The 24,841-nt window shown below is 64.0% G+C and carries 24 protein-coding genes and 1 pseudogene; 19 read left to right on the top strand and 6 right to left on the bottom strand.

What is annotated here, in order from left to right; translation table 11 throughout:
- Positions 1-44: 44 nt before the first annotated feature.
- The 19 genes and pseudogenes from H4W01_RS19690 (at position 45) to H4W01_RS19600 (ending at position 19,919) form a co-directional block, all read left to right on the top strand.
- On the top strand, positions 45-1,397 hold the full coding sequence (locus tag H4W01_RS19690) for a TolC family protein (RefSeq protein WP_010405568.1): 1,353 nt from the start codon (positions 45-47) through the stop codon (positions 1,395-1,397).
- Complete coding sequence (locus H4W01_RS19685; RefSeq protein WP_010405569.1) at positions 1,397-2,563, top strand: efflux RND transporter periplasmic adaptor subunit; 1,167 nt, start codon at positions 1,397-1,399, stop codon at positions 2,561-2,563. The genes H4W01_RS19690 and H4W01_RS19685 overlap by 1 nt, the downstream gene beginning before the upstream one ends.
- A 3-nt stretch (positions 2,564-2,566) precedes the next feature.
- Positions 2,567-5,821: an efflux RND transporter permease subunit gene (locus H4W01_RS19680; RefSeq protein WP_126849020.1), complete on the top strand. Its 3,255-nt coding sequence runs from the start codon at positions 2,567-2,569 to the stop codon at positions 5,819-5,821.
- The gene (locus H4W01_RS19675; protein ID WP_033963078.1) at positions 5,821-6,168 is read left to right on the top strand and encodes a DUF190 domain-containing protein; all 348 of its coding nucleotides are present in this window, start codon (positions 5,821-5,823) and stop codon (positions 6,166-6,168) included. Before H4W01_RS19680 ends, H4W01_RS19675 begins: the two co-directional genes overlap by 1 nt.
- A 146-nt stretch (positions 6,169-6,314) precedes the next feature.
- Positions 6,315-6,815 carry an SRPBCC family protein gene (locus H4W01_RS19670; RefSeq protein ID WP_010405572.1) on the top strand — a complete coding sequence of 167 codons (501 nt, stop codon included), beginning with the start codon at positions 6,315-6,317 and terminating at the stop codon, positions 6,813-6,815.
- Positions 6,816-6,946: 131 nt separating this feature from the next.
- Positions 6,947-7,189, top strand: a complete 243-nt coding sequence (locus tag H4W01_RS19665; RefSeq protein ID WP_010405574.1) for a TFIIB-type zinc ribbon-containing protein — start codon at positions 6,947-6,949, stop codon at positions 7,187-7,189.
- A 117-nt stretch (positions 7,190-7,306) separates the two neighbouring features.
- The gene (locus H4W01_RS19660) at positions 7,307-7,747 is read left to right on the top strand and encodes a hypothetical protein (protein WP_010405576.1); all 441 of its coding nucleotides are present in this window, start codon (positions 7,307-7,309) and stop codon (positions 7,745-7,747) included.
- The gene (locus H4W01_RS19655) at positions 7,747-8,202 is read left to right on the top strand and encodes an MgtC/SapB family protein (RefSeq protein WP_010405579.1); all 456 of its coding nucleotides are present in this window, start codon (positions 7,747-7,749) and stop codon (positions 8,200-8,202) included. The genes H4W01_RS19660 and H4W01_RS19655 overlap by 1 nt, the downstream gene beginning before the upstream one ends.
- 26 nt (positions 8,203-8,228) lie before the next feature.
- Positions 8,229-8,684: a hypothetical protein gene (locus tag H4W01_RS19650; protein ID WP_010405581.1), complete on the top strand. Its 456-nt coding sequence runs from the start codon at positions 8,229-8,231 to the stop codon at positions 8,682-8,684.
- Between the two features lie 227 nt (positions 8,685-8,911).
- The gene (locus H4W01_RS22930; RefSeq protein WP_245535560.1) at positions 8,912-9,085 is read left to right on the top strand and encodes a hypothetical protein; all 174 of its coding nucleotides are present in this window, start codon (positions 8,912-8,914) and stop codon (positions 9,083-9,085) included.
- 31 nt (positions 9,086-9,116) lie between these two features.
- Entirely contained in the window at positions 9,117-9,800 is a 684-nt protein-coding gene (locus H4W01_RS19640) for a ZIP family metal transporter (protein WP_010405583.1), read from the top strand.
- Positions 9,797-10,402: a cation diffusion facilitator family transporter gene (locus H4W01_RS19635; protein WP_010405584.1), complete on the top strand. Its 606-nt coding sequence runs from the start codon at positions 9,797-9,799 to the stop codon at positions 10,400-10,402. The genes H4W01_RS19640 and H4W01_RS19635 overlap by 4 nt, the downstream gene beginning before the upstream one ends.
- Positions 10,402-12,927: a heavy metal translocating P-type ATPase gene (locus H4W01_RS19630; protein WP_010405585.1), complete on the top strand. Its 2,526-nt coding sequence runs from the start codon at positions 10,402-10,404 to the stop codon at positions 12,925-12,927. The genes H4W01_RS19635 and H4W01_RS19630 overlap by 1 nt, the downstream gene beginning before the upstream one ends.
- A pseudogene (locus tag H4W01_RS19625) lies at positions 12,924-13,211 on the top strand (HAD family hydrolase); the annotation flags it as partial. The gene H4W01_RS19630 and the pseudogene H4W01_RS19625, both read left to right, overlap by 4 nt.
- Positions 13,212-13,937: 726 nt before the next feature.
- On the top strand, positions 13,938-15,422 hold the full coding sequence (locus H4W01_RS19620; protein WP_010405588.1) for a multicopper oxidase family protein: 1,485 nt from the start codon (positions 13,938-13,940) through the stop codon (positions 15,420-15,422).
- 444 nt (positions 15,423-15,866) lie between these two features.
- Entirely contained in the window at positions 15,867-17,399 is a 1,533-nt protein-coding gene (locus H4W01_RS19615) for a PAS domain-containing sensor histidine kinase (RefSeq protein WP_209612915.1), read from the top strand.
- Entirely contained in the window at positions 17,389-18,015 is a 627-nt protein-coding gene (locus H4W01_RS19610; RefSeq protein ID WP_033963074.1) for a response regulator transcription factor, read from the top strand. Before H4W01_RS19615 ends, H4W01_RS19610 begins: the two co-directional genes overlap by 11 nt.
- 46 nt (positions 18,016-18,061) lie before the next feature.
- Positions 18,062-18,529, top strand: coding sequence for a response regulator (locus H4W01_RS19605; RefSeq protein ID WP_309298561.1), 468 nt, complete (start codon positions 18,062-18,064; stop codon positions 18,527-18,529).
- Between the two features lie 226 nt (positions 18,530-18,755).
- On the top strand, positions 18,756-19,919 hold the full coding sequence (locus H4W01_RS19600) for an MFS transporter (protein ID WP_171010527.1): 1,164 nt from the start codon (positions 18,756-18,758) through the stop codon (positions 19,917-19,919).
- A 52-nt stretch (positions 19,920-19,971) separates the two neighbouring features.
- Here the strand turns inward: H4W01_RS19600 and H4W01_RS19595 are convergent, their stop codons facing one another.
- From H4W01_RS19595 to H4W01_RS19570, 6 genes are all read right to left on the bottom strand, one after another.
- Entirely contained in the window at positions 19,972-20,397 is a 426-nt protein-coding gene (locus H4W01_RS19595; protein WP_031308708.1) for a DUF6691 family protein, read from the bottom strand.
- Positions 20,394-20,831, bottom strand: a complete 438-nt coding sequence (locus H4W01_RS19590; protein WP_024018485.1) for a YeeE/YedE family protein — start codon at positions 20,829-20,831, stop codon at positions 20,394-20,396. The genes H4W01_RS19595 and H4W01_RS19590 overlap by 4 nt, the downstream gene beginning before the upstream one ends.
- Before the next feature lie 35 nt (positions 20,832-20,866).
- On the bottom strand, positions 20,867-21,361 hold the full coding sequence (locus H4W01_RS19585; protein WP_209612914.1) for a hypothetical protein: 495 nt from the start codon (positions 21,359-21,361) through the stop codon (positions 20,867-20,869).
- A 312-nt stretch (positions 21,362-21,673) separates the two neighbouring features.
- Positions 21,674-22,123, bottom strand: coding sequence for a four-helix bundle copper-binding protein (locus H4W01_RS19580; RefSeq protein ID WP_024018487.1), 450 nt, complete (start codon positions 22,121-22,123; stop codon positions 21,674-21,676).
- A gap of 48 nt (positions 22,124-22,171) precedes the next feature.
- Positions 22,172-23,062, bottom strand: coding sequence for a copper resistance protein B (locus H4W01_RS19575; RefSeq protein WP_370569401.1), 891 nt, complete (start codon positions 23,060-23,062; stop codon positions 22,172-22,174).
- 44 nt (positions 23,063-23,106) lie between these two features.
- Positions 23,107-24,825 carry a copper resistance system multicopper oxidase gene (locus H4W01_RS19570; protein WP_031308709.1) on the bottom strand — a complete coding sequence of 573 codons (1,719 nt, stop codon included), beginning with the start codon at positions 24,823-24,825 and terminating at the stop codon, positions 23,107-23,109.
- Between the last annotated feature and the right edge of the window lie 16 nt (positions 24,826-24,841).

Here is a 24,841-nt window from a genome sequence, read left to right as displayed (position 1 = left end):
AATTGCCGCGCGGGGCGAACCCGGTTCGTCAGGAGTTATCATCCATGTATCGTACAATCGCGGCCGTCATGGTCGCGGCGTCCCTTGCCGGTGCGGCCGGGGCGCAAACAACAACGCCGCCCGGCATTCCGGCGGCGACCACTTCGTCACAATCGGCCGATGCGTTCTCGCTCGAGAACGCTCTCGCTGCGGGCGGCATGCCATCCATCCCGTCGGCCGTCCTCGACAACGGCGCGGCATCGGGGGGGAGCGGATCGGCTCCACTTCCGTCGATCGCGGCGGCCACGGCCGGCGTCGATGCCGCGACCGCGGCGCGGCGTGTCGCAGGCTTGCGCCCCAACCCAGAAGTGCAGGCGCAGGTTGAGAATCTTGCGGGGACCGGCGTCTACAAGGGTTTGCGAAGCTCCGAGACGACGGTTGGCGTGGCGCTCCCGCTAGAGTTGGGCGGCAAGCGGCCAGCGCGTGTCGCGCTTGCAACCGCACGCCTCAGTCGCGCGCAAGTCCAGGCTGAAATCGCGAAGGCGGATCTCCGCTTGCGGATTACGCAGCTCTATATCGAAGCCGCCGCCGCCGAGCGCCGTGCCGAAGTGCTGAGCGAGCAGGCAGGGATCGCCAACAACGCGTTCCGGGTCTCAAGCGAGCGCGTCAAGGCCGGCGATGTAGGTCCGATCGAGCAACAGCGCGCCGATGTGCTGCGCATCAATGCGCAGGTCGCAGCCGATATCGCGGCCCGGCAGGCACAGGCGGCGCGTGCAAACCTTGAGACATTGTTGTCGGTGCCGGTGATGGGCCCACTCGATCGCGCCTGGTTCGAGCGGATCGCTGATTACGGACCGCCCCGGCCCGTCGATGTTGATGGGACGCTCGCCTTGGTTGCTGCGGAAGCGGATGTTCGCACCGCGGATGCGCAGGTTCGCGTGGCTCGGTCGTTGCGGGTTCCTGACGTAACGGTCAGCGCCTCCGCCCGCCGACTGGCGGCGACCAACGACACCGCCGCGGTCGTCGGCATTTCGATCCCGATCCCGTTCTTCAACAACGGCAGCGCCTTCGTGGCGCAGTCACGCTCTGAACAGACGCAGGCGATCGCGCTGCGCAACCTCGCCGTGATCGATACCCGGCAACAGATCGCTAGCGCACAAACCGAAGTGGCGAACGCCGCTGCGACCGCGCGAGCGGCGGGCGGGCCGGGACTGGCGGCGGCACAGGAGGCCGCCCGCATAGCGCGGATCGGTTGGACGCAGGGCAAGTTCGACCAGATCGCGCTCCTCGATGCCGAGCGCACGCTTTCACAGACCCGCCAGACCTACGTCGATGCGCTTGCGGCGTACCACGACGCGCAGGCCCGGCTCGACCGGCTCACGACGCCGGCCCCGACGATTTCCGGAGATGATCGATGATGAACGATAAGCGCTTTCTTGGCGGTGCGGCGGCTGTCGCGATCGTCGCCGCACTTGGCGGCTTCGGGATCGCACGCTGGACCGCGAGTGAACCTGCCGCGACCGAAGCGGCAAGCGGCAACACCGCCGCCCCTAAAGAGGAGAAAAAAAACCCCGACACGGTGGCGATGACCGCGCAAGCGGTCCAGCAGGCCGGTATTGCCGTCGAGACGATCAATCCCAGCGGGCTCGGCGCGGAAATCGTAGCGCAGGCGACAGTCAGCGCATCACCGCAAGGCGAAGCGATCGTGACCGCCCGCGCAGGCGGCGCGGTCACGCGATTGATGAAGCGGCTCGGTGATCCGGTGCGTGCCGGCGAAACGCTCGCCGTCGTCGAAAGCCGGGACGCGGCGCAGTTTGCTGCCGATCGCACAGCTGCCGCTGCGAAATCGACGCTGGCGCAAAAGGCACTCGCCCGCGAGCAATATCTATTCCGCCAGAAGGTCTCGGCGCGGGTCGAGCTTGAACAGGCAGAAGCCGAGGCCGCGTCTGCTGTGGCTGAGGCGCGCCGCGCCAGCGTGGCGGCAGGGGCCGCACGGGTGACGTCCGATGGCCGCGGCGTGTTGGTGTCCAGCCCGATTTCCGGCCGCGTTACCTCGGAGAACGTAAGCTTGGGCGCCTTTGTCCAGCCCGAGACCGAGCTGATGCGCGTCGCCGATGCGTCGAAGATACAGGTCGAGGCCGCGGTCGGACCGACCGATGCACAGCGGCTATCGCCCGGCGATCGGGCGATTATCGAATTGCCCGACGGCCGAACCGTGGAAGCACGGGTGCGCGCCGTCACGCCTGGCCTCGCCAATGACACGCGCTCGGCGACTGCTGTCCTCGATGTGACGGGCAGCCTTCAGCCAGGGCTCGCGGTGCGCGTGCGGCTCCTACCGAGCGGAGGCGGCACGACTAGCAATGCGATCGTGGTGCCGGAGGATGCGGTGCAGACGCTCGAGGGGCGTGACATCGTGTTCGTGCGGACCGCGCGGGGCTTCAAGGCTCAGACCATCACGATCGGACAACGCAGCAACGGCCGGGTCGAGATCCTGAAGGGTCTCGCGGCAGGCAGCCAAGTCGCAACCAAAAACGCATTTCTGCTCAAGGCCGAACTCGGCAAGGGCGCGGGCGAGGAAGAATAGATCATGATCGCAAATCTCATGGCGCTCTCCGTCCGCGCACGCTGGACGGTCCTCGCATTGTTCCTCGTCATCGCCGGCCTCGGCGTGTGGCAGCTTTCCAAGCTGCCGATCGACGCGGTGCCCGACATCACTACCAAACAGGTTCAGATCAACACGATCGATCCGCGGCTGTCGCCGGTCGAAATCGAAAAGCTCGTCACCTATCCAGTCGAAATTGCGCTCGCAGGCATTCCCGGGCTAGAAACCACACGTTCGATCTCGCGCAACGGCTTCAGCCAGGTCAGTGCGATCTTCACCGACAGCACCGACCTCTATTTCGCGCGCCAGCAGGTCGGTGAGCGCCTGCGCCAAGCGGCCGAAAAATTGCCGGACGGTGTGCAGCCGCAGGTCGGGCCGGTCTCGACCGGCCTCGGCGAGATCGTCATGTATACGGTCGGCTACGCCAATCCGGACGGCAGGGGCGCGAAAAAGGTCGCCGGCCAACCCGGCTGGCAGCCTGACGGCAGCTATCTGACGCCCGAAGGCGAACGACTAACGGACGCGGTGGCCAAGGCGAGCTATCTGCGAACTGTCCAAGACTGGATCATCGGTCCGCAGCTTCGCTCGGTTAAGGGCGTTGCCGGCGTCGACTCGATCGGCGGCTTCGCTAAGACATTCGTGGTTGAGCCTGATCCGACGAAACTAGCCAGCTATGGCATCTCCTATAGTGAACTTGGCCAAGCTCTCGAGAACGCAAATCTCGCGGTGGGCGCGAACTACTACAACCGCGGTGGTGAAGCGTACCTTGTGCGCGTCGACTCCCGCGTGCGTACCGTTGACGAAATCCGCAACGCGGTCGCCGCTACGCGGGGCGGGACGCCGATCACGATCGGCCAGATCGCCAACGTTCGTGTTGGCGGTGACCTGCGTACCGGCGCTGGCAGCATGAACGGCCGCGAAGCGGTCATCGGCACGGTGCTGATGCTGATTGGACAGAACAGCCGGGTCGTGGCCGAACAGGCGACTACCAAGCTCGATCAGATAGCAAAGACGTTGCCGCCCGGCATCCAGGTTAAGGTGGTGCTGAACCGCGCGGCGCTGGTCGGGGCAACGGTGGCCACGGTCCAGCGCAACCTGACCGAAGGCGCGATCCTCGTCGCGGCGTCGCTGTTCCTGCTGCTCGGCAACTGGCGCGCCGCGGTGATCGCGACGCTGGTAATCCCGTTCTCGTTCCTGATGATGGCCATGGGAATGAACGCGTTCAACGTCCCCGGCAATTTGATGAGCCTGGGCGCGCTTGACTTTGGGCTGATCGTCGATGGCGCGGTCATCATCATCGAAAACTGCCTCGCCCGATTGGCGCATAGGCAAGAACATGAGGGAAGGCTGCTTTCGGTCAGGGAGCGGCTGGAGGAGACCATGCGGGCCGCGCAGGAGATGATCAAGCCGACCGTTTTTGGTCAGGCCATCATCCTCCTGGCATTTGCACCGCTGCTGACCTTCACCGGCACCGAAGGCAAGACGTTTTCGCCGATGGCGATCACGATCATGCTCGCGTTGGTGGCGGCGTTCGTGCTGGCGATCACGCTGGTTCCGGCGCTGGTCGCAATCCTGATCCGCGGCAAGGTCGCGGAGAAGGATGTGTGGCTGATCCGCAAGTCCAAAGAGCGCTACCTTCCACTGCTCGACAGGGCGATCGCCAAGCCGTGGCCGTTCATCATCGGCGGGCTTGCCTTCTTCCTGGCGGCGATCCCCGCCTTTGGACTGCTCGGTTCCGAGTTCATCCCCCAGCTCGACGAGAAAAATCTCGCCTTCGCGTCTACGCGCGTGCCCTCGGTCAGCCTCGAACAATCGCTGTTGATGGAACGCAAGGTCGAGGAGGCGGTGATAAAGGTGCCGGAAGTCGCGTTGATGTTCTCCAAGACGGGCATCGCGGAAGCCGCAACTGACCCGGCGCCGCCGAACGTCTCGGACGGGTTTGTGATCCTGAAGGAGAAGGAGGAATGGGCCAAGGGCACGACCAAGGCCGACATCGTTGCCAAGATCCAAAAGGCGACCGGCGGACTGCTCGGCAATCTTTATGAGGTCAGTCAGCCGATCCAGCTCCGTTTCAACGAGCTGATCGCGGGCGTCCGCGGCGACGTCGCGATCAAGATCTACGGCGACGATCTTGACAAGATGGCGCAGACCGCTGGCGAAATGGTGCGGGTGCTCCAGACGGTACCCGGCGCGGCGAGCGTCAAGGCCGAACAGGTCGGGGGCGCGCCAGCGCTCGACGTAAAGCTCAATCGCGCGGCGATCGCGCGGTACGGCCTGACCATCCGCGATGTCGCGGATACCGTTGCGGCTGGACTCGGCGGTCGTGAGTCCGGGCGTGTGTACGAGGGCGATCGGCGTTTTGATATCACCGTGCGTGTGCCAGATGCGACCCGTGCCAATCTCGACGACATCCGCTCGTTGCCGGTGCTGCTACCCGAGGTAGCGGGTCGTCCGCGTGGGCAGGTGCCACTGGCGCAAGTCGCGCAAATCCGGCTGACCGAGGGTCTGAACCAGATCAGCCGCGAGAACGGCAAGCGTCGCGTCGTTGTTCAGGTTAACCTGGGCGGTCGAGATGCCGGGTCGTTCGTACAGGAGGCGCAGGCAAAGATCGCGCAGATCAAGCTACCGGCCGGCTACTATCTTGAGTGGGGTGGCCAGTTCGAGAACCTGGCTGCAGCGTCCAAACGACTGTCGATCGTCGTTCCACTTTGCTTCCTGGCCATCTTCGGGCTCCTCTATATGGCGCTCGGCGGGTTCGGCAGGGCGGCATCGGTGTTCCTGGCGGTTCCACTGGGCCTCGCCGGCGGCGTGTTCACACTGGCGCTGACGGGCATCAACTTTTCGGTGTCGGCGGCGGTTGGGTTCATCTGCCTCGCCGGCGTGGCGGTGCTAAACGGGCTTGTCGTCATGACGGCGATCCGAGACCGGAGTGAAGGTGGACTGCCTATCGCGCAGGCGATTCGCGAAGGCATGGCCGAGAAGATGCGCGCGGTCATCATGACGGGGTTCGTGCCGGCGATCGGCTTCGTGCCGATGGCGCTCGCGCACGGTACCGGCGCTGAGGTCCAGAAGCCGCTTGCGACGGTCGTGATCGGCGGCCTGATTGCGGCAACTATCCTTACCTTGCTCGTGCTGCCGGCGCTCGCGAAAGTGATCCTCGGGCGAACCCAGGACCAAAAAGAACAAGAGGGTAGCACCCCGCACGACGAGGATCCTGCCCCTTTGATAGGAGAAGCGTGATGGGACAACCCGCTCGAAAATTGCTGCGGATCTACACAGACGAAGCGGCCTATATCGGCGATCGCAAGGTTTTCGAACATGTCGCCTCGCTGGCGCGCGATCGGAAGATGGCGGGTCTCACGGTGCTTGAGGCGCTGATCGGGTTTGGGGCGTCGTCGCACGTCCACCGCCGCCATGTGCTCGAAAGTGATCGAGCCGTGGTGATCGAGATCGTCGATTTTGAGGATGCGTTGCGCGCGTTCGTTGCCAGTCTGGATGATGTGCCTGACATCGGCCTCATCACTCTCGAAGCCGTAGAGGTCATCGGGGGCAAGGCCAGTAAAACGCTGGAAAGCCCTAGCCAATGAGGATCGGCCCGCACGCACCGGGGCCTGGTCCGTACCAGCCCCTGGCGTCCACGCAGCTCCCATCAATTTCCCGCTTAATCGGGGAGGAGGCCGCTTTTGCGCGGCCTCCGGTTCGGCCGTGTCGGGCCCCGACAGGACAGGCAGTCATGAAGGAAGAGACGAGTTTCGATTTCAACATGTCAGCGCTCCGCGTTTGGTCGCTGATCTCCGATCTAAGGAGCTTTGCACGATGGCACCCCGTATATCGCATCGCGGGCGAGGCCGAACGTGGTGCCGAAATCGATGTGACATGGCTCCTGTTCGGCGGCGATCGGAAAATGACGACGCAAATGATCATCAACCGGCTGACGAAACCCCAGCTCATCGGATGGCAGATGGGTGTGCGAGGTTTTCTCACCCTGGACGAACGCTACGAGATCGAGCCTATCGCGAACGGCGTCTGTGTTCACCATTCAGTCGAATGTCGGGGTATCGTCGGCGCCTTGGTCGGCCGCATGATGCGCAAGGGCCTGCGCCGGACCATGCGTCAGCAGGATGCGGCTTTTTTGGCCCTTCTGCGCCGTCAGTCCCGATTGCCGGGGCGATCCACGCGAAACCGCCCACGGCCGATTAAACCGCCCGCTGCTCGCAATGCCGCCAATGACTGACACGCTGTCGAACGCGGCGGACATTGGCTGATCGTCATTTGCTTCTTAAATCCAAAAGAAAGGGTGTCGTCATGGTAGAGAACAGAACCTCACAAGGTCTGTTGTGCCCGACTTGCAAGGTTGATCTCGTCATGAGCGAGCGCCAAGGCATCGAGATTGACTATTGCCCGCAATGTCGCGGGGTCTGGCTCGATCGCGGCGAACTCGACAAGATCATCGAGCGCAGCGCCGGCGGCGACATCGCGCCGCCGGCGAGCGGCGGTCGCGCCGGGATGTTCGACGATCGTGGCCATGGCGATCATGGCGGGAAGCACGGCGACGAGCGGGGCCATAAGGGTCGCCGCAAGGGCTTCCTGAGCGAATTGTTCGACTGAACTGCTGTGGATCGGCCGCCGCACAACGAGTCCTTCGGGTGTCCGTGTGAGAACGGCCCGCGCCATGGGCGTGCCCCCTGTAGCGCCCATGGCGATAGATCGTGGGAAGACAGGGAGATGACGGCTCGGCGACCTAGCAGCGGTCCGGTTCGATGGATCATCATCGCAACCGGGCTTGCCCTGGCGCCGGGCCTGCTCGGCTGCTCGCCATCTGCGAGCGACAGCGAGGCCAAAGCATCCCGTGATCGTCAGATGCCCGACTTCATTGGCGAGCATTTCTACGCATGTCCTGATGGTTCACGCCTCGATGTCGATTTTCTCGGCGATGGCCTGACCCTCGCTATAAAGACAAATCCGAACGCAGCCCCGATGCGAGTGACTTCGCCGGCAAGCGGGCTGACCTACGTCGGCCCAAATCTTAACGTGTCGATCTCAGGCGGCGACCTGATCACGCTCGAGCGCCCCGGCGCGCGCGCCATGACCTGCAAGAGGGCGCCCGCCTATCGAGATTCAGCGGACAAGGCAGCAAGCGGAAAAGCCGCGGGCTCGGCCGCATGATGCTGCTGCCGTCATTGTGGGAAGCCCTTTCCCATATCGTCAGCCTCGCGCTGGCGTATGCGCTAGCGCTTCCGGTTGGCTGGGACCGGGAGAAGGACGAACGCAGCGCTGGCATCCGAACCTTTCCGTTGGTCGCCATCGCCAGTTGCGGGTTCGTGCTTGTCGCTATCGCCATTCTCGGTCGCACGTCTCCTGCCCAAGCACGTCTGCTCGAAGGATTGATCACAGGCGTCGGGTTCATCGGCGGTGGCGCCATTTTGAAGCATGGCGGAAAGGCTTCCGGGACCGCTACCGCTGCAAGCCTATGGGCGACCGGAGCGCTGGGGGCCGCAGTCGGCTATGGTCTCTACGACATCGCGGCGGTTCTCAGCTTGACGACCTTCCTGACGTTGCGCTTTTCTCATCCGCTGAAGCGTGCCTCCCAAGATCACGTCGAGCCGGTTGACCGGCAATGAGGCACAATCGTCCCGCAGACACGCGCATGAAATGGCGAGTGCCGAAGAGTGGTGGGCAATCCGAGCCGGTGTCCGCGCTCCCGAGCGGCGACCGTCGTTCACGCTTGGTGCGCTGGGCTTCTCTGCTCGAACGCGATCCGCACCGGCTTATCGCGCTGCTGCGTCCGTCATGGGCAGCGGGCGACGACATCTCACCGATGGCCGCGAATCCAAGCGCCATCGAACTGGCTTGGGCCGACCCGGTTTTTCGCGTGACGGGTCTCACGGGACGCTCTCGGACTGACGTGAAATCGTTTTTCCGCCTTTCGGATACCGAGCTGGACCGGATCGCGTCCGGGTCTTGGCGCGTCCCGGTGCGCCCTGCCTGGCAGGTCGCGGCGCGAATACGAAACGTCGCCGATCCGCGCCGTGAAAAGCTGATCCTGGTTGGCGTCATCGTCACGATCGCCGGCGTCATCGGAGCTGCTCAATGGCTTTTATGAGTATCAGGATGTGCCCGGCGACACACATGACGCGATTTCGGATTGGAATCGCCGGCATATGCGTTGTGCTGACGTTATCGGGTTGTTCCGAACAGCCTCGCAAAGGGCCGCCGACCGAACAGGAAATCCACGCCGGCGACAGCGGGGATGCGAGCGGAACCCGCGGTCGTCACCCCTATCGGTGCGAGGACAATCGCCCGCTCCTCGTCGACTTCAAGGATGAGGGCTTGGCGCTCGAGCTGCGCCGCGATGCGAACGCGGCGCCGATCGTCCTGACCGCGCCGGCACCCGGCCTCCAATATGTCGGCGACACGATGAGCGCGACCTTCTCGGGCAGCGAAATCAAAATCGAGGAAGCGGACAAGCATCCGGTCCTGTGCAGGAAGGCAACGAGCTTGTGACCAATTCACCCGGCCCAGAGGGGCGCTGACGATGGCAGCGCTCAAATTCTCCTTGATCCCCATGATCGCGATCATGATCGGCGCGCTAGTCGCCGGATGGCGCACGCCCGGCGAGAAGCTGGTCGCGGCCATGCAGCACCTCGCGGCCGGCGTGGTGTTCGCCGCCGCTGCGACGGAGATCCTGCCGCTGGTGATGCACGGCAGTTCTCCGACCGCAACGTTGATCGGCGGAGCGCTGGGCGTCGCTGTGATGCTCGGCCTGAAGGCGGCGGAAAGCCGGTTCAGGGGGCCGGTCGCGCTGCTCGCCGCGATCGGTCTTGATCTGGCGATAGACGGCCTTGTTCTCGGCCTCGCCTTTATCGCCGGCGAGAAGGCGGGTTCTTTGCTGGCCGTCGCGCTGACCCTCGAAGTGCTGTTCCTGGCCCTGACCCTCACCAACGATCTGGCAGGCCGGTATCGCAAGATGAAAGCGATCGGCCTGACCTGCGCGCTGGCGGTGCTGGTGCCGATCGGCGCGCTGATCGCACAGCCGGTGGCGTTGCTGACGCCGATATGGATCACCGGCTTCCTGAGCTTCGGTCTTATGGCGCTACTCTATCTCGTCACCGAAGAGCTGCTGGTCGAAGCGCACGAGAAGCCGGACTCGCCGCTTATTAGCGCGATGTTCTTCGTCGGCTTCCTCGTCCTCCTGCTGATCGAGGAAATCATGGTATGACGGCTTCCCCGGATGGGCAGGTTTCAGTCGAGCGCCGCACGCTCTGGATCGTGCTGCTGCTCAACGTAGTGATCGCCGCGGGCTTCTTCGTGACCGGCCTGATCGGCGATTCCAGCGCGCTTATCGCCAATGGCGTCGACAACCTCTCCGACACCGCGGTCTATGCCCTCAGCCTGATTGCCCTGAGTCAGGGACGCGCTTGGAAGACGCGGGCTGCAACAGTGTCCGGCGTCATGCTGCTGATCTTCGCCGGCGGCATCCTGATTGACGTCGGCCGCCGCTATATCCAGGGCAGCGACCCGATCGGGCCGACAATGATGGTGATGTCGGCGATTGCCGGCGTCGTGAACTATATCTGTCTGCGACTGCTGCAACGGCTCAAGCAGCCCGATGTTAATCTACGCGCCGCGACCACGTTCAGCTTCAACGACTTCATCTCTAACGGCGGCATCCTGATTGCTGGGGCGTTGGTGCTCTGGCTGGGAACGAATTGGCCCGATCTACTGGTCGGCCTGGCTACCGCCCTTATCGCGATCAAGGGCGGCATCGAAATCCTGCGTGATGCGCGCGCAGAAACCAAGACCAACGCGGAGACGGCGTGATGACCGAAAAGCTCGAACTCGATATTCCCGTCCTTCTGCCCGAGGTTCCCGACGCGGCCGATGCCTGTGTCGGGCGCCTCGTCTCGACGTTGAGCGCCAAGCGCGGCGTCGAGCGCGCGCATGTCCTGCCCGCCGACGGCGATACGGCGGCAAAGCTCTGCATCCATTTCGACGGCGAAGCGCTGCCGCTGTCACGCGTGCGCGACATGGTGCGGGCGGCAGGCGCCGAGATCAGCGGGCGATACGGTCATGTGACATGGCAGGTCGAAGGGATCGGCCACGAACGCCGCGCCCGTACCGTCGGGGAAACCCTGTCCCAGGTGCCCGGCGTATTGCAGGCCGATGCCAGCGCCTCGGGCAGCGTCCGTGTCGAATATGACAAAGAACGCGTCGACGAAGCGGCGATCCTCGCGGCACTGGGCAGGCTCAAGGTCAAACCCGGCAAGCGGACTGGCTCCGATCAGGCCGGTGATCATGCCGGACACGATCACAACTCCGGCGACCATGCCGGGCACGATCACGGCGAAGGCGCGGATAAGCATGGGCCGGGGGATCGCCACGACCATGCCCACGCCAATTTCCTCGGCCCTAATACCGAGCTGATCTTCGCGCTGGCATGCGGCGCGCTGCTGGCGATCGGCTTCGCGATCGAGAAGCTGGTCGCGGGCGCGCCCGACTGGCTGCCGACCGCTTTCTATGTCGGCGCCTATGTGTTCGGCGGCTTCTTCACGCTGCGCGAGGCGATCGACAATCTGAAGCTCAAGAAATTCGAGATCGATACGCTGATGCTCGTCGCGGCCGCCGGCGCCGCGGCGCTCGGCGCCTGGGCGGAAGGCGCGCTGCTGCTGTTCCTGTTCAGCCTCGGCCATGCGCTCGAGCATTATGCGATGGGTCGCGCCAAGCGCGCGATCGAGGCGCTGGCCGAACTCGCGCCCGACAAGGCGACGGTGCGCCGTGACGGGCAGACGACGGAGATCCCGGTCGAGGAGCTGGTGGTCGGCGACATCGTGGTCGTGCGCCCCAACGAACGCCTGCCCGCCGACGGCTTCGTCATCAAGGGGTCGAGCGCGATCAACCAGGCCCCCGTCACCGGCGAGAGCATTCCGGTCGACAAGGAGCCGGTCGCCGATGTCGAGGCGGCGCGCGCGAAGCCCGATGCGGTCGAGGCGACGTCGCGGGTGTTCGCCGGCACGATCAATGGCGGTGCGGCGATCGAGATCGAAGTGACGCGGCGTTCCAACGAAAGCGCGCTCGCCAAGGTCGTGAAGATGGTGAGCGAAGCGGAGACGCAGAAGTCCCCAACGCAGCGCTTCACCGATCGGTTCGAGCGCGTCTTCGTGCCGGCGGTCCTGGCGCTCTCGTTCATCCTGCTGTTCGCGTGGGTCGTGGTCGACGAGCCGTTCCGCGACAGCTTCTATCGCGCGATGGCGGTGCTGGTCGCGGCCAGCCCCTGCGCGCTAGCGATCGCTACACCCAGCGCGGTGCTGTCCGGCGTCGCGCGGGCCGCCCGTGGCGGCGTGCTGGTAAAGGGCGGCGCACCGCTCGAAAACCTCGGCTCGCTAAAGGCGATCGCCTTCGACAAGACGGGGACACTGACGGAAGGCCGGCCGCGCATCACCGATGTCGTCCCCGTCGACGGCGCGAGCGAAGAGGATCTGTTGGCGCTCGCCATCGCGGTTGAGGGGTTGAGCGATCACCCGCTGGCACAGGCGATTGTGAAGGATGGACGCGAGCGGTTGGGCGGGCGCGAGCTGCCGACCGCGACCGACCTCAAGAGCCTGACCGGACGCGGCGTCACCGCGACCGTCGACGGCGAGACGGTATGGATCGGCAAGGCCGAGATGTTCGGCAAGGAGGGTATCCCCACGCTGAACGCGGCCGCGACCGACGCCATCGCCACCCTGCGCGAGGGCGGGCGCACGACGATGGTGGTGCGCAAAGGCGACAAGGACATCGGCGCGATCGGGCTGATGGATACGCCGCGCGAAGCGGCCAAGGTCGCGCTCAAGCGGCTGCGCGAGATGGGCATCACCCGGATGATCATGATCTCGGGCGATCATCAGAAGGTGGCGGACGCCATCGCCAAGGATGTCGGGCTCGACGAGGCATGGGGCGACCTGATGCCGGAGGACAAGGTTGCCTCGATCAAGAAGCTCGCTGGCGAGGACAAAGTTGCGATGGTTGGCGATGGCGTCAACGACGCGCCGGCGATGGCGTCGGCGACCGTCGGCATCGCAATGGGCGCTGCGGGCTCGGACGTGGCGCTGGAAACAGCCGACGTCGCGCTGATGGCTGACGATCTCGCGCATCTGCCCTTCGCGGTGGGGCTGAGCCGCCACACCCGCGGCATCATCCGGCAGAATGTGTTCGTCAGCCTCGGCGTCGTCGCGTTCCTCGTGCCGGCGACAATCCTCGGCCTGGGCATCGGCCCGGCGGTCGCGATGCATGAAGGCTCGACGCTGCTGGTCGTGTTCAACGCTCTGCGGCTGCTCGCCTACCGCGATCCGGCGCTCAACGCAGCATGAAATGGCTGATCGTGTTCGACCTCGACGGGACGCTTGCGGAGAGCAAGCGCCCTTTATCGGCTGAAATGGGGGCGACGTTCGCGCGTCTGCTGGCCGTGGTCGATGTTGCGGTGATCTCGGGCGGCGACTGACCCCAATTCGATCGGCAAGTCGCCTCGCGCTTGCCGATCGGCGCCGTGCGCGAGCGGCTGTGGCTGATGCCGACCACTGGTACGAAGCTCTACCGCTGTGTCAACGGTGCATGGCGTGCGATTTATGCCGAGCTGTTCGACGATCGCAGTCGGCTTCGGCCTGAAATTGCAGCCGTTGCGATGGCTGGCGACAGACAGATGAGTCCCAATCCGCATACCAATGGCGGGGCTCTGATACGCCCTCTGCGGTTATCCGACTTCGCATCCTACGCGATCCGGTCGTAAGCGCCGCCGGAACCCGGTCTTGTTGAGGGCGGCAGATTAGGACAGCTCGCGGACCCTCACGAAAGGCGGCGAGTGATGGGTGGTCAGCGGTCAAACGAGATGGGGTGGTTGCCGCCCTCCCCAGACGGCATCGAGATGTGCCAGGATAGTGGAGTTAGGACCACTGAGCGGAAAGGACGGCAACCGTGTCAAAGGATACAATGATCGGGGTGGACTCCAGGCACTTGAACGTGAGGAACGACTGACGCGTCAGGAGGAAATCACCGCCGAGGTGGTTGAGCTGGCGGCCGGAGCACGCGCACGCGGCCGAACCCGGACGGTATCGGAGTAAGGGTGGCTGAGATGACGCCGGTGGCGACGTGACTGCCTTGCATACGTTTGCGGCACTGCCATCCGTATCAATACGCATGTTGCGAGCGGTCTTCCCCATTCATGGTTGCGCCGGCAGCATCGAGGCGATGCGCGTGGCGCTGCTCGATGTCGCCGGACAATGCCGGGGCAACGGCCGGCGAGCCTGTCCGATGATCGATAAGCTGGTGGCGCGCTGAATGCTCATTTTGCAAACCGGCGCTACGCGCTAACCAAGAGGCGGCCATGACGTTATTGGACCGGCGGACATTGCTGGCGGGCGGGGGCCTGCTCCTGGCGGCGGCGTGTACCCGAAAATTCGCGTCGCCCGAGCGTGCCGGGACGCTTCCGATCCCGCGCCTGATCGATGCGCGCCAACAGGGCCAGCTGATCAGCCTGCAGGCACAAAAGGGCGAGACCGCGTTCTTCCCGGGCCGGCGAAGCACCACGCTCGGATATAATGGCAGCTATCTCGGCCCGACGCTGCGGGTTCATCGCGGCGACGATGTGACGATGGCCGTCCGCAATAGCCTGTCGGCCGATACGACGGTTCACTGGCACGGGCTGCTGGTGCCGGGAGAACTGGATGGCAGCCCGCACCAGCTGATCGCATCCGGTGCGACCTGGCGTCCTACGCTACCGATCCGCCAGCCGGCGGCGACCCTCTTCTATCATTCGCACGCGCATGGTTTGACGGGCGAGCAAGTCTATTCCGGGCTGGCGGGCATGCTGGTCGTGACGGACGAGGAAGAGCAGGGGCTTGGCCTGCCATCGGACTATGGCGTGGATGATCTCCCGGTACTGATCCAGGATCGGCAATTCGAGGACGGCCGTCTGGTCATGCCGACCGGCATGATGATTGCGTCGCAGGGCCGCCGCGGCAACACCATCCTGGTCAACGGCGCACCCACGCCTCGCGCCGACGTTCCGAACGGTCTGGTGCGGCTGCGGCTCGTGAACGGTTCGAACGCCCGCATCTATGAGCTTTCGTTCAGCGATGATCGGACGTTTCATTGGATCGGCACCGAGGGCGGTCTCCTGGCGAGGTCCGTTGAACTGCAGGCCATCACCCTGGCGCCGGGTCAGCGTGCAGAGATACTGGTCAGCTTCGCCGACGGCCAGCCGGTCTCCCTGGTCACCGGCCAAGATGCGAACGCGTCGATGATGGGAATGATGGGAGGCATGGGCATGATGGGCGGCCATCACGACGATGAAGACGACGCTTCAACGACGGAGACGGTGCTGGCCTTCTCGCCGCGCCCAGGCTTGGGCGGGCGGGCCGCAGCCCCTGTCCCAACGCTCCTGGCAGCACGCACCGTGCCAGATCCCGATGCGGCCGTAACGCGCCGGCGCTTCGTGCTCAATATGTCGACGGAAGGGGAGGGGATGATGGGCAGCGATGGCGACGCCCTCACGATCAACGACAGGTCGTTCGACATTGGCCGCATCGATGAGGAAGTCCGCCTCGGGGACGTCGAGATATGGAAAGTCTCCGGGCGGAAGATGCCACATCCCTTCCATATCCATGGCGTGCATTTCGATGTGCTACGCCGCGATGGCGACGACCCGGACGTTCTCGATCAGGGGCCTCGCGATACGATCGTCGTGAAGGAGGCGGTGGAACTGTTGGTCCGGTTCGACCAGCCGGCGACGAAAGCACCTTTTATGTATCATTGCCATATCCTGGAACATGAGGATGAAGGCATGATGGGGCAATTCACGGTCGCCTGATCCCGTCCGGAAACTCGCAGAAGACCAGCGAACAGCGGGTGCAGCTCATCGCGGCAGCCAACGCCACGTTTTCTTGCCCCTCGATCGACAGCGACCGGCCCTCCCACCCGCATTCAACGCTATCCGCGTGTCATCATGAACGCGCCCGGCTCGTCGATACCGCTTGACCCTGGACTATGGTCCAAGGTCCACAACGGCCATCCGGACGATGTCCGGTCCATCGAAGGACTGGAAACGGAGCGTGAGGGGTAACCGCTGCTCCTGCGTATAGGGTTATGGGGAGCCACGCTTGATGTCTCGTTTCGAAAGCCAACGCCGATTTTCGCTCGCCGGGTGCATGGCGGGAACGATGGCAGAAACCCTGCCTCCGACGCCTGTCGGCGCCTGTCCGCAAATCCATTCCAACCTTGTTTGACTGTGGATGACGAGGAGATGGACGGGGGCATGATTGAGGGCGACAAGGCAAATCGGCATGATGCTGCTTCGGGCACGATCCTCCAGGTTGTGGAGAGCGCACCAAATTACGCCGTTTATGCGCTTGACCTTGGGGGCCTCGTAACAGTCTGGAACAAGGGCTGTGAAGACATTACGGGATGGGCCAGCTCCGACGCGATCGGGAAACACCATTCGTTCCTGTATTGCGCGGAAGATGTCGCGGCGGGCGTTGCGGACAGGCACCTCGCGCAGGTCGAGCAGCTTGGCAGGGTCGAGCAGGAGTCGTGGCGCGTCCGGAAAAACGGGTCAGAGTTTCTCGCACATCTGACGACGACGGCGCTCCGGGATGAAACCGGCCAGCTGAGCGGCTATGGCAAGATCCTGCGCGACACCACCGATGAAGCCGCGACCAAGGAAGCGATCGTTGCGCGCGAGCAGCATCTCCAGTCGATCCTGGACACCGTGCCCGATGCCATGGTCATTATCGATGAGCGCGGGCTGATAACCTCGTTCAGTGCCGCGGCCGAGCGCTTGTTCGGATATTCGGAAGCGGACGTACTCGGCGCCAATGTGAGCAGCCTGATGCCGTCACCCGACCGGGAACGGCACGATTCCTATATCGGCCGATATCTGTCCACCGGCGAACGGCGGATCATCGGTATTGGCAGGATCGTCGTTGGCCAGCGGAGCGACGGTACCACCTTTCCGATGGAACTCTCGATCGGAGAGGCCGGTCACCGTGGGTATCGTGTCTTCACGGGCTTCATTCGCGACCTGACAGAAAGCGACCGCAACGAACTGCAGCTCAAGGAACTGCAGGCCGAATTGATTCACGTCTCGCGCCTCAGCGCGATGGGCACGATGGCGTCGACGCTGGCCCATGAGTTGAACCAGCCGCTTACCGCGATCGCCAATTATCTGGAAACGACGCGCGACCTGCTTGTCGATCCCGATGCCGAGACCGTCGCGATCGTGCGCGACGCGCTCGACGAGGCAGCTAAGGAGTCCCACCGCGCGGGGCATATCGTCCGAAGACTTCGTGATTTCGTGGCGCGAGGGGAGACCGAGAAGCGGATCGAGGATTTGCCGCGGCTGATTGAGGAAGCCGCTGCTCTCGGCCTTGTCGGCGCCCGTGAACGAGGCGTTCGCAGTTTTTTCGATTTTGATCCGGCGGCCTCGCCGGTGCTCGCCGATCGCATACAGGTTCAGCAGGTCCTCGTGAATCTGATCCGCAATGCGGTCGAGGCGATGGCGCAGGTCGCCATTCGCGACCTCACGATCACGACGCGGCGGCGGCCGAAGGCAATGGTTCAGGTGTCCGTGGCGGACACGGGCCCAGGCATATCCGAGCAGGTCGCGCCCCAACTTTTCGAAGCCTTTGTGAGCAGCAAGACCGACGGCATGGGCCTTGGCCTTTCGATCTGTCGAACGATCATCGAAGCCCATGGCGGCCGGATCTGGACCGACGGCGCGCCGAACGGAGGCGCTGCTTTTCATTTCACCTTGATGCAGGCCCGCCCGGAGGATGAGCATGACGCCTAAACGTATTGTCCATTTGGTCGATGACGAAGAATCCATCCGCAAGTCGGCCGGCTTCATGCTGAAGACATCGGGATTCGCCGTCCAGACCTATGCCTCCGGCATTGCGTTTCTGAAAGCCGTCAAGACCGCTGAGCCGGGATGCATTCTGCTCGACGTTCGCATGCCCGGCATGGACGGGCTCGAGGTCCAGGAGGTGCTTGCAGAGCGTGGTGTCACCATGCCGGTGATCGTTTTGACCGGGCATGGCGATGTCGGGATCGCGGTTCGCGTCATGAAGGCAGGGGCGGTCGATTTCCTGGAGAAGCCGTTCGAGAAGACCGCGCTCCTGGCCTCGATCGGCGTGGCATTCTCGAGACTCGATAATTCCGACGCGCGGTCGCTTCGAGAGGCGGAGGCGAGGGTGCGGGTCGCCGTGCTCACGCCTCGCGAACGAGAGGTTCTCATCGGCCTCGCCAACGGCTTTCCCAACAAGACGATCGCCTATGATCTCGACATATCGACTCGAACGGTGGAAGTTCATCGGGCGAACCTCATGACCAAGCTCGAAGTGCATAGCCTGTCGGACGCGCTGAGGATCGCGTTTTCGGCCGGATTGGGCGATGCGCCGGAATCGTGAGCTTGGGATCACTACGTAGCGACGGCCTCCTGTTCATTTGCGATGCATGCCCAGGATCCGAGGGTGGATCAGCGAAGAGGCAGCATCGTCGGTCATGGGCGTTATCGATCACCAAACGAGCGAGAAAGCGGCCCTGATCCTGTTGTCTGACGACGATGTCTCGGTACGCAGGTCCCTTCATCTCTTGTTGCGGTCCCGCGGCTTTGGCGTCCTGTCCTATGCGAGTGGCACTGCCTTGCTGCTCGATCCGCAAACGCAATCGGGCGATTGCCTCGTGGTCGATTATCTTATGCCGGACATCGACGGCATTTCGATCCTGAGGAAGCTTCGGTCGGCGGGCTGGTGTGGGCCGGCGATCCTGATCACGGCGCATTACGCGGATAAGCTCGCCGAAAGCGCGCAGGAAGCGGGCTTTGCCGCTGTGCTCGAGAAACCTCTGCGCGATGGTGTGCTGGTACAGACCATCGGCGAAGTAATCTCCGCCGGGCGGAAAGTTGGCAGCGATCACTGCTAGGGAAATGGAATATCGCGCCGTGATCGGAACCTCTGCGACATCCTCGCACCTTCCCGGGACCGGCGCTCGTCCCACAAGGCATTTTCTCCGCCGCCTTCTGATGGTGGATATGCGCGCGATTCCGCGTGCGATCTTCTTCGCGGGCGCGCCCGGCCCTGGTGACTGCAAGGGCGGGGCCAGCGCGATCCGGGTATTCATGGCCGGGTCGTAGCATATGGAGGCGAGCTTGCCCGCCACGGTCATCGAAGCGGCGCGCGATCGGGGCGAACTTGGCTTCGTCGTTCTTCTCTTCGCGGCCACGGCGGTTGCCCTGGGTAATAGCGTCGTCCTGCCATTCCTGCCAGAAATGGTGGGTCAAATGTCTCCGGACGCGAGTGCCCTCGCGAGAGGGCGCCTTGTCGTCGCCCTGGTCACGGTTTCCCAGATCGCAGGGTGTCTCTCGGCGCCGTTATGGGGCTGGATTTCCGACCGGTGGAAACGGTGGCCGATCCTGGTCGTGGGGCTGTTGGGTTTCAGCCTGACAATGGCGTTGTATTCCGCGGTCGGATTCGAGCGACTCTATGTTTTGCGGTTGCTCAATGGCGTGTTTGCGGCGGCCGTCGTGCCGACGGCATTTGCGATGGTCGCCGATCGTTCACCAGATCTGGTTCGGCGAGCGCGTCAGTTCACCTGGCTGAACGCCCTGGTCTTCGCGGGCGACCTGACCGGCCCGCTCCTTGGAGAAATTTCGGTGGCGCTCGGAGCAACGTCGCCATTCCTGGCGCCAGCTGCATTGAGCGCGATCGCCATGCCCGGTCTTCTTCTGGTTTCACGGGAAAGTGCCACTGGTCCGGTCGGCAGCGTTCCACGCCCGAAAGCGCGTGAGGCGCTTGTCCCGCTGCTCCTGATCTCGGCCATTGCGTCCGGGTGCCTCACCGTTCTGCATCTGACGTTGTCGCTTGGATCGGGCGCGCGGGATCTGTCCCGCGAGAACGTCTCGATGCTGTTCGCTCTGTGCGGCGGAGCGATGCTGGTGGCGCAGCTCGTCCCGTTCACAGGGCGCAGAGTCACGGTCGGCGCGGCCTGGCTGTTGCGGCCAATGCTCGCCGGGCTGGCCGCCGCATTGATCATTGCCGTCTTCGCCCGGACCTTGTGGGTGCTCGTGCCTGTATTTCTGCTCGCCGGCTGGAGCACCGCGACGCTGAAGCTGCTCACCAATTATCTGACGTCGAAAGCGTCTCCGGGCACGCAGGGTTCGGGCCTTGCGCTCCAGTACGCGGCGGTGAGCGCCAGTCAGGCTGCGGCGTCGATCGTCACTGGATGGGCAAGCGCGTCGGAGCATTTGATGCTGTGGCTTGCCGCTGCCGCCGCGTTGGCGGTCACGGCGATGACGTTACGGTTGAAAGATTGAGGCGCCTCTCGTTCGCTCCGTCGTCAAAGTACATCAAAGGGCCGGCTCCGATTCAGATCTTCGGGCGATCGATGAAGCGGTGCACCGCGAACCCTGCCAGCATCGCGATCACGAAGGGCGCGGCAAGCGTCGGGCGGATGGCAAGGTCCGCAATCGCCGGACCGGGGCAGAGGCCGGCAATTCCCCAGCCGATCCCGAAGATTGCACTACCGCCGATCAGGCGCGCGGTGATCTCGCGGGCATCCGGCAGCGAGAAGCGGCTGTCGGCAAGTGGCGTCTCCATCCGCCGCCGGATCACCCAGGCCAAGGCCATCGGGGCGATGGCGCCTCCCATCACGAAAGCAAGCGTAGGGTCCCAGCGGCCTCCGAACAGATCGAGGAAGGCACGCACGCGGGTCGGATCTGACATGCCGGAACAGGCGAGTCCTGCGCCAAACAGGAGCCCGGCAATGAGTGCGATAGGGATGCGGACCCTCACCACGAAACGCCTAGCACGCGCATCACCGCGACGGTCGCGAAGCCAAAGCTCACGAAGCTCAAAGTTGCTACGATCGATCGCGCTGACAGGCGGGAGAGGCCACACACGCCGTGGCCGCTGGTACAGCCGCTGCCCATCCGGGTACCGAAGCCGACCAGCAGCCCGCCGATCAGGACCACCGCCGGCGAGGATGGAAAACGGGCAATTACCGGACCTGAGATCAGGTTCACGATCCCCGCTCCGAACGGCAGGCCGACAATGAAAGCCGCAGCGATGCTCCAGGGCGGGCCAGTCTGTGAGAGGGCGAAGGCACGCGCGGCGAGGCCGCTCACGCCCGCTATCCGGCCGAGGCCGAGCAACATGATCGCGCACGCCAATCCGATCAATATTCCGCCCGTCAAGGCAGCGAGCGGCGTGGCGTTGGTCCAGTCCATCAGAGCATATCCAGCGGCAACCTCAATGGCGCCATTCAGGCTGTGGCGTCCATCGCCATCGCTTGAGCCTGGCGGTCGGCAGGGTTGATGCGTTGGTGTGCCGCCGTCGCAGCACTGGCCGTCGCGACAGTTACGTTCGTGTTGAAAAGCTGAGGGGCTTCAGGAACGCTCTGTCGGCCAAGGGCGGTCAGGTCGTGATGGACCAGTACGCTGGCCGGCTTGTACCGAATGGCTGGGACCGCCTCATTTTCTCCACGTTCACCCGCTGCGGCGGCTGCGGATGTTGCGCGACGGCTCTGGGCCATTTCCGGGTCTTGCCCTTCGCAAAGGCAGGCGCGTTCAGCACAAGGCTGGCTTCCCCGGTCGCCTCGCTCACGAAGTTGGTCCCGCCGTATTCCCACCAGCAAATGCTGATAATTCTCGACGAAGCGTCGGTGGATCAAGCGCGCCTCGGGGCAATTCGCCGCCGCTGCCTGTGACCGGTGGGCGCGCACGCGCCGTAGCAAGTAAGGAATATCGCACTCGTTCATGACCGCCTCCATGCATTGAAAGTCGCAATTGGGTCGCGCCGGGTCTCTACGGAAATATACGAATGCTTCTCGTGCTTATGCCGGCTCGGATGCGGCGCCCTATGAGTGCGGGACGGATATGCCAGATGCTGTTGCGCCAGAACGCAAAGCGCCGGGAAGTTGTTGCTGGCTCAGACGGGTGGCCTGGGGCCGGCAAACATGCGGTCCGCAGCGGAAATCTGGCACGATCGTGCCCGCGGCTGATTGGCCGGTCGCGTGGCTTGCGGAATGAACGTCGGGTGCGGATCCGGAGGCAAGCGGTGACCGGCCAGATCACATTCCCATACTGGCCATTTCCTTGCAGCTCGCCGCGCAATCCCTGCAGGTCTGGGCGCAGGCCTGCATGCGGGCGTCGCCGGAGATCTTCGCGCAATCGCGCGCGCAGGCTTCGCACATCCGGGCACAGGCGTCGCACAACAGGGCATGCTGCGGCGATCGGCGCAGCATGGAATTGGCGGTTGTCTGGCAGAGCTCCGCGCAGTCCAGAAGCAAAGCGATGTGCGTCGCCTCGATATGAGCCGGTGCGCCTTGCTCGGTGCAGTATCGCGCGGTTTCCAGGCACATGCGGTGCGATGCGATACAGCTGTCGACGCACTCGTCGAGCGTCATCATGCCGTCACCACGCTTCCTTGGCGCCGCGATGGCCGGGCCTGCCGCGGCGACAGCCCCGGTAAGCGCCGCGAAGGTGAGTCCCGAACCGATGACGGCGCGACGATCAAGCATGATTTGGTCCTTTCCAAAAAGTTTAGCCGCTGCGGTTCAGCGCGCGTCTCACCACCAGATCCGTAAGCCAGCCACAAACCGGTGTTCGGTGGGATTTTCGCCAGCAAGGCGACGAAAATCCGCCGTCTCACCAAAGGAGCGCTCCCATACAAAGCCGACATAGGGAGCGACTTTTCGGTGAATCTCGTAGCGCATCCGCAAGCCGAGCTCGAGGTTGCTCAGGCCTCCGCCGAGCCCGCGCTCGGGAGCCGCCTTGCTGTAGGCGTTCGATTCCAGCTGCGGTACGAGGATGAGGCGGTTGGTGAGCAGCACGTCATAGGATGCCTTCAGACGTGCCGCGAGACGGCCATCGTCTCCAACGTAGCCGGTCAGCTGGACATCGAACCAATAGGGGGCCAGGCCCTCGATCCCCCCGGCGATCCAGCGATGGGCTCCCGGGCCGATGTCCTGACGCACGCCAAGGATCGTTCCCCAAAACGGGCGCTGTCCGTGCCACCAGAACGCCTCGACCGAGGATTCCGGATCAAGCCGCTCACCGGATTGTTTCAGGCCCTGGCTCCGCAGCAAGAGTTTGTCGTTGTCCGGGCCATTGGTAATCTGACCCGACCAGCTGATGCCTTGGCCTTGCTTGTTCGTGAGGAACTCGAGCTCATCCACGAGCACCTTGGCCACCGAAATTTTGTCGGCCATCTCATAGCCGGGCAGCGTCGAATTCCTGTAGCCGTCGGAATAAGCGTCCGGGTCGCGCGCATCGGCGCCGGGCTTTCCGCCACTCATGTCCATGCCGGGCATGTTCATCGGGGGCGCGCTGCTGCCATCTTTTTGCTGGTCGCCCATCTGCATATCCGGCGGCATGGCCTGATCATTGGAGCTGGCGGCCTCGGCGTTGCCCGCGGGTTTCACCTGCTGGCTGAGCGCGGGTTCGGTGATGGTGGTCATCGCGAGCCCGGTGAGAGCCAGCAACCAAGTTGAGCGCGAGCTTGTCATGCCACGACCACCTCGCGGAACATGCCCGCCGCCATGTGGTAGAGAAGGTGGCAGTGAAAGGCCCACCGGCCCATCGCGTCGGCCGTCACGCGAAAGGCCACGCGCTGGGCCGGTTGCACCGAAATGGTGTGCTTGCGGACCTGGAACTGTCCGTCGGGCGATTCAAGATCGCTCCACATCCCGTGCAGGTGCATCGGGTGGGTCATCATCGTATCGTTGACGAGGATGATCCTGAGCCGTTCGTTCGGGGTGAAATGCAGGGGCTTCGAATCGTTGAGCTTCACGCCGTCGAATGCCCACACGAAGCGTTCCATGTTGCCGGTCAGATGGAGTTCGATCTCGCGCTGCGGTTCGCGGGGGTCTGCCGCCGGCCCTGCTGTCTTCAGATCCGCATAGGTCAGGGTCCGGCGCCCATTGCGCCGCAGCCCGACGCCGGGATCATCGAGATTGGTACGCGGAAAGTCGACGCGCATGTCGGTATTGGCACCATATTCGGTACGCGCATGGCGGGCTTTGGGTGTCGTCTCGACCATGCCATGGTCGTGACCGGCCGGTCCCATCCCCGCCATCCCGGCCATCCCACCCATCATGTCGATCGGATCGAGCCAGGAGCGCGGATCGACCGGGGGAATGTCCGCGCTCATGCCGTCACGCGGCGCGAGCACGCCGTGGACAAAGCCGGTGCGATCCATGGACTGGGCGAAGATCGCATAGGCCTTGTCGTCCGCGATGGTCGCGATGACGTCGTAGGTTTCACCGGGTCCGATCCGGAATTCATCCACGTCGACCGGCTCGACGGGTTGTCCGTCGGCGGCGACGACCGTGAGCATCAGGCCGGGAATCCGAACGTCGAAATAGGTGGCGGTTCCGGCGCCGATAAAGCGCAGGCGAACCCTTTCGCCCTTGCTCGCGATGCCCGTCCAGTGCCTGGCGGAGGGCGCGCCGTTCAGGAGATAGGTGTAGGTGGCGGCGGACACGTCGCTCAGATCGGTCGGATTCATGCGCGCCTTGTTCCACATCGCGCGCTTCGACAAAGCACCGCCCAGCCCGAGCTTGCCGGCATCGCGCGCAAAATCGCCGGCGGTCGGCTGCGCGAAATTATAATAGCTGCTCATCTTCTTCAGGTTCAGATAGACCTGAAGCGGAGCCTCGTCCGTCCAGTCGCTGAGCATGACCGTATAGTCGCGGTCGGCGGCGAGGGGCGTCTCGCTCTTCGATTCGATGATCATCGGGCCATAAAGGCCCGTCTGCTCCGCCAATGTATGAGCATGGTACCAGAAGGTGCCGCTCTGCTTCACGACAAAGCGGTAGGTAAAGGTTTCGCCCGGCGCTATTCCGCCAAAGCTGATCCCTGGCACGCCATCCATGTCCGTCGGCAGGATCAGGCCATGCCAATGGATGCTGGTCATTTCATCCAGACTGTTCTTGACCCTGATCGTTACAGCGTCGCCTTCGCGCAGCCTGATCAGCGGGCCCGGCACGCTCCCGTTGACGGCCGTGGCGACGCTCGCTTTTCCGGAATAGTTGACCGTGACCCGGCTGATGTCGAGATCGATCTCGGTGCCGCTCAGCACGTCCGGCGTCTTCACCGCCGGTGCCGCGAGCGCGTGCGCGGGCCAACCCAGCGTGGCAAGGGCTGTCGCGAGCAAAAGACCTTGCACGAAGCCTCGGCGACCGGTGGTCGTATCGGCAAGCGGGGGAAGTAGAGTCCGCATCAATTTGAACTTTCGG

It is taken from the genome of Sphingomonas sp. PL20 (assembly GCF_017875905.1).
In the GTDB taxonomy this organism is placed as follows: Bacteria; Pseudomonadota; Alphaproteobacteria; order Sphingomonadales; family Sphingomonadaceae; genus Sphingomonas; species Sphingomonas echinoides.
The sequence above is the reverse complement of the archived record's forward strand: the minus strand, read 5'-3'. Positions and strand labels throughout refer to the sequence as shown.

What these genes read in the sequence shown, in the direction of transcription:
- H4W01_RS19690 (WP_010405568.1), top strand. Translation starts at nt 45, where the DNA reads ATGTATCGTACAATCGCGGCCGTCATGGTCGCGGCGTCCCTTGCCGGT.
- H4W01_RS19685 (WP_010405569.1), top strand. Translation starts at nt 1,397, where the DNA reads ATGAACGATAAGCGCTTTCTTGGCGGTGCGGCGGCTGTCGCGATCGTC.
- H4W01_RS19680 (WP_126849020.1), top strand. Translation starts at nt 2,567, where the DNA reads ATGATCGCAAATCTCATGGCGCTCTCCGTCCGCGCACGCTGGACGGTC.
- H4W01_RS19675 (WP_033963078.1), top strand. Translation starts at nt 5,821, where the DNA reads ATGGGACAACCCGCTCGAAAATTGCTGCGGATCTACACAGACGAAGCG.
- H4W01_RS19670 (WP_010405572.1), top strand. Translation starts at nt 6,315, where the DNA reads ATGAAGGAAGAGACGAGTTTCGATTTCAACATGTCAGCGCTCCGCGTT.
- H4W01_RS19665 (WP_010405574.1), top strand. Translation starts at nt 6,947, where the DNA reads ATGAGCGAGCGCCAAGGCATCGAGATTGACTATTGCCCGCAATGTCGC.
- H4W01_RS19660 (WP_010405576.1), top strand. Translation starts at nt 7,307, where the DNA reads ATGACGGCTCGGCGACCTAGCAGCGGTCCGGTTCGATGGATCATCATC.
- H4W01_RS19655 (WP_010405579.1), top strand. Translation starts at nt 7,747, where the DNA reads ATGCTGCTGCCGTCATTGTGGGAAGCCCTTTCCCATATCGTCAGCCTC.
- H4W01_RS19650 (WP_010405581.1), top strand. Translation starts at nt 8,229, where the DNA reads ATGAAATGGCGAGTGCCGAAGAGTGGTGGGCAATCCGAGCCGGTGTCC.
- H4W01_RS19640 (WP_010405583.1), top strand. Translation starts at nt 9,117, where the DNA reads ATGGCAGCGCTCAAATTCTCCTTGATCCCCATGATCGCGATCATGATC.
- H4W01_RS19635 (WP_010405584.1), top strand. Translation starts at nt 9,797, where the DNA reads ATGACGGCTTCCCCGGATGGGCAGGTTTCAGTCGAGCGCCGCACGCTC.
- H4W01_RS19630 (WP_010405585.1), top strand. Translation starts at nt 10,402, where the DNA reads ATGACCGAAAAGCTCGAACTCGATATTCCCGTCCTTCTGCCCGAGGTT.
- H4W01_RS19620 (WP_010405588.1), top strand. Translation starts at nt 13,938, where the DNA reads ATGACGTTATTGGACCGGCGGACATTGCTGGCGGGCGGGGGCCTGCTC.
- H4W01_RS19615 (WP_209612915.1), top strand. Translation starts at nt 15,867, where the DNA reads ATGATTGAGGGCGACAAGGCAAATCGGCATGATGCTGCTTCGGGCACG.
- H4W01_RS19610 (WP_033963074.1), top strand. Translation starts at nt 17,389, where the DNA reads ATGACGCCTAAACGTATTGTCCATTTGGTCGATGACGAAGAATCCATC.
- H4W01_RS19605 (WP_309298561.1), top strand. Translation starts at nt 18,062, where the DNA reads ATGCCCAGGATCCGAGGGTGGATCAGCGAAGAGGCAGCATCGTCGGTC.
- H4W01_RS19590 (WP_024018485.1), bottom strand. Translation starts at nt 20,831, where the DNA reads ATGGACTGGACCAACGCCACGCCGCTCGCTGCCTTGACGGGCGGAATA.
- H4W01_RS19585 (WP_209612914.1), bottom strand. Translation starts at nt 21,361, where the DNA reads ATGAACGAGTGCGATATTCCTTACTTGCTACGGCGCGTGCGCGCCCAC.
- H4W01_RS19580 (WP_024018487.1), bottom strand. Translation starts at nt 22,123, where the DNA reads ATGCTTGATCGTCGCGCCGTCATCGGTTCGGGACTCACCTTCGCGGCG.
- H4W01_RS19575 (WP_370569401.1), bottom strand. Translation starts at nt 23,062, where the DNA reads ATGACCACCATCACCGAACCCGCGCTCAGCCAGCAGGTGAAACCCGCG.
- H4W01_RS19570 (WP_031308709.1), bottom strand. Translation starts at nt 24,825, where the DNA reads ATGCGGACTCTACTTCCCCCGCTTGCCGATACGACCACCGGTCGCCGA.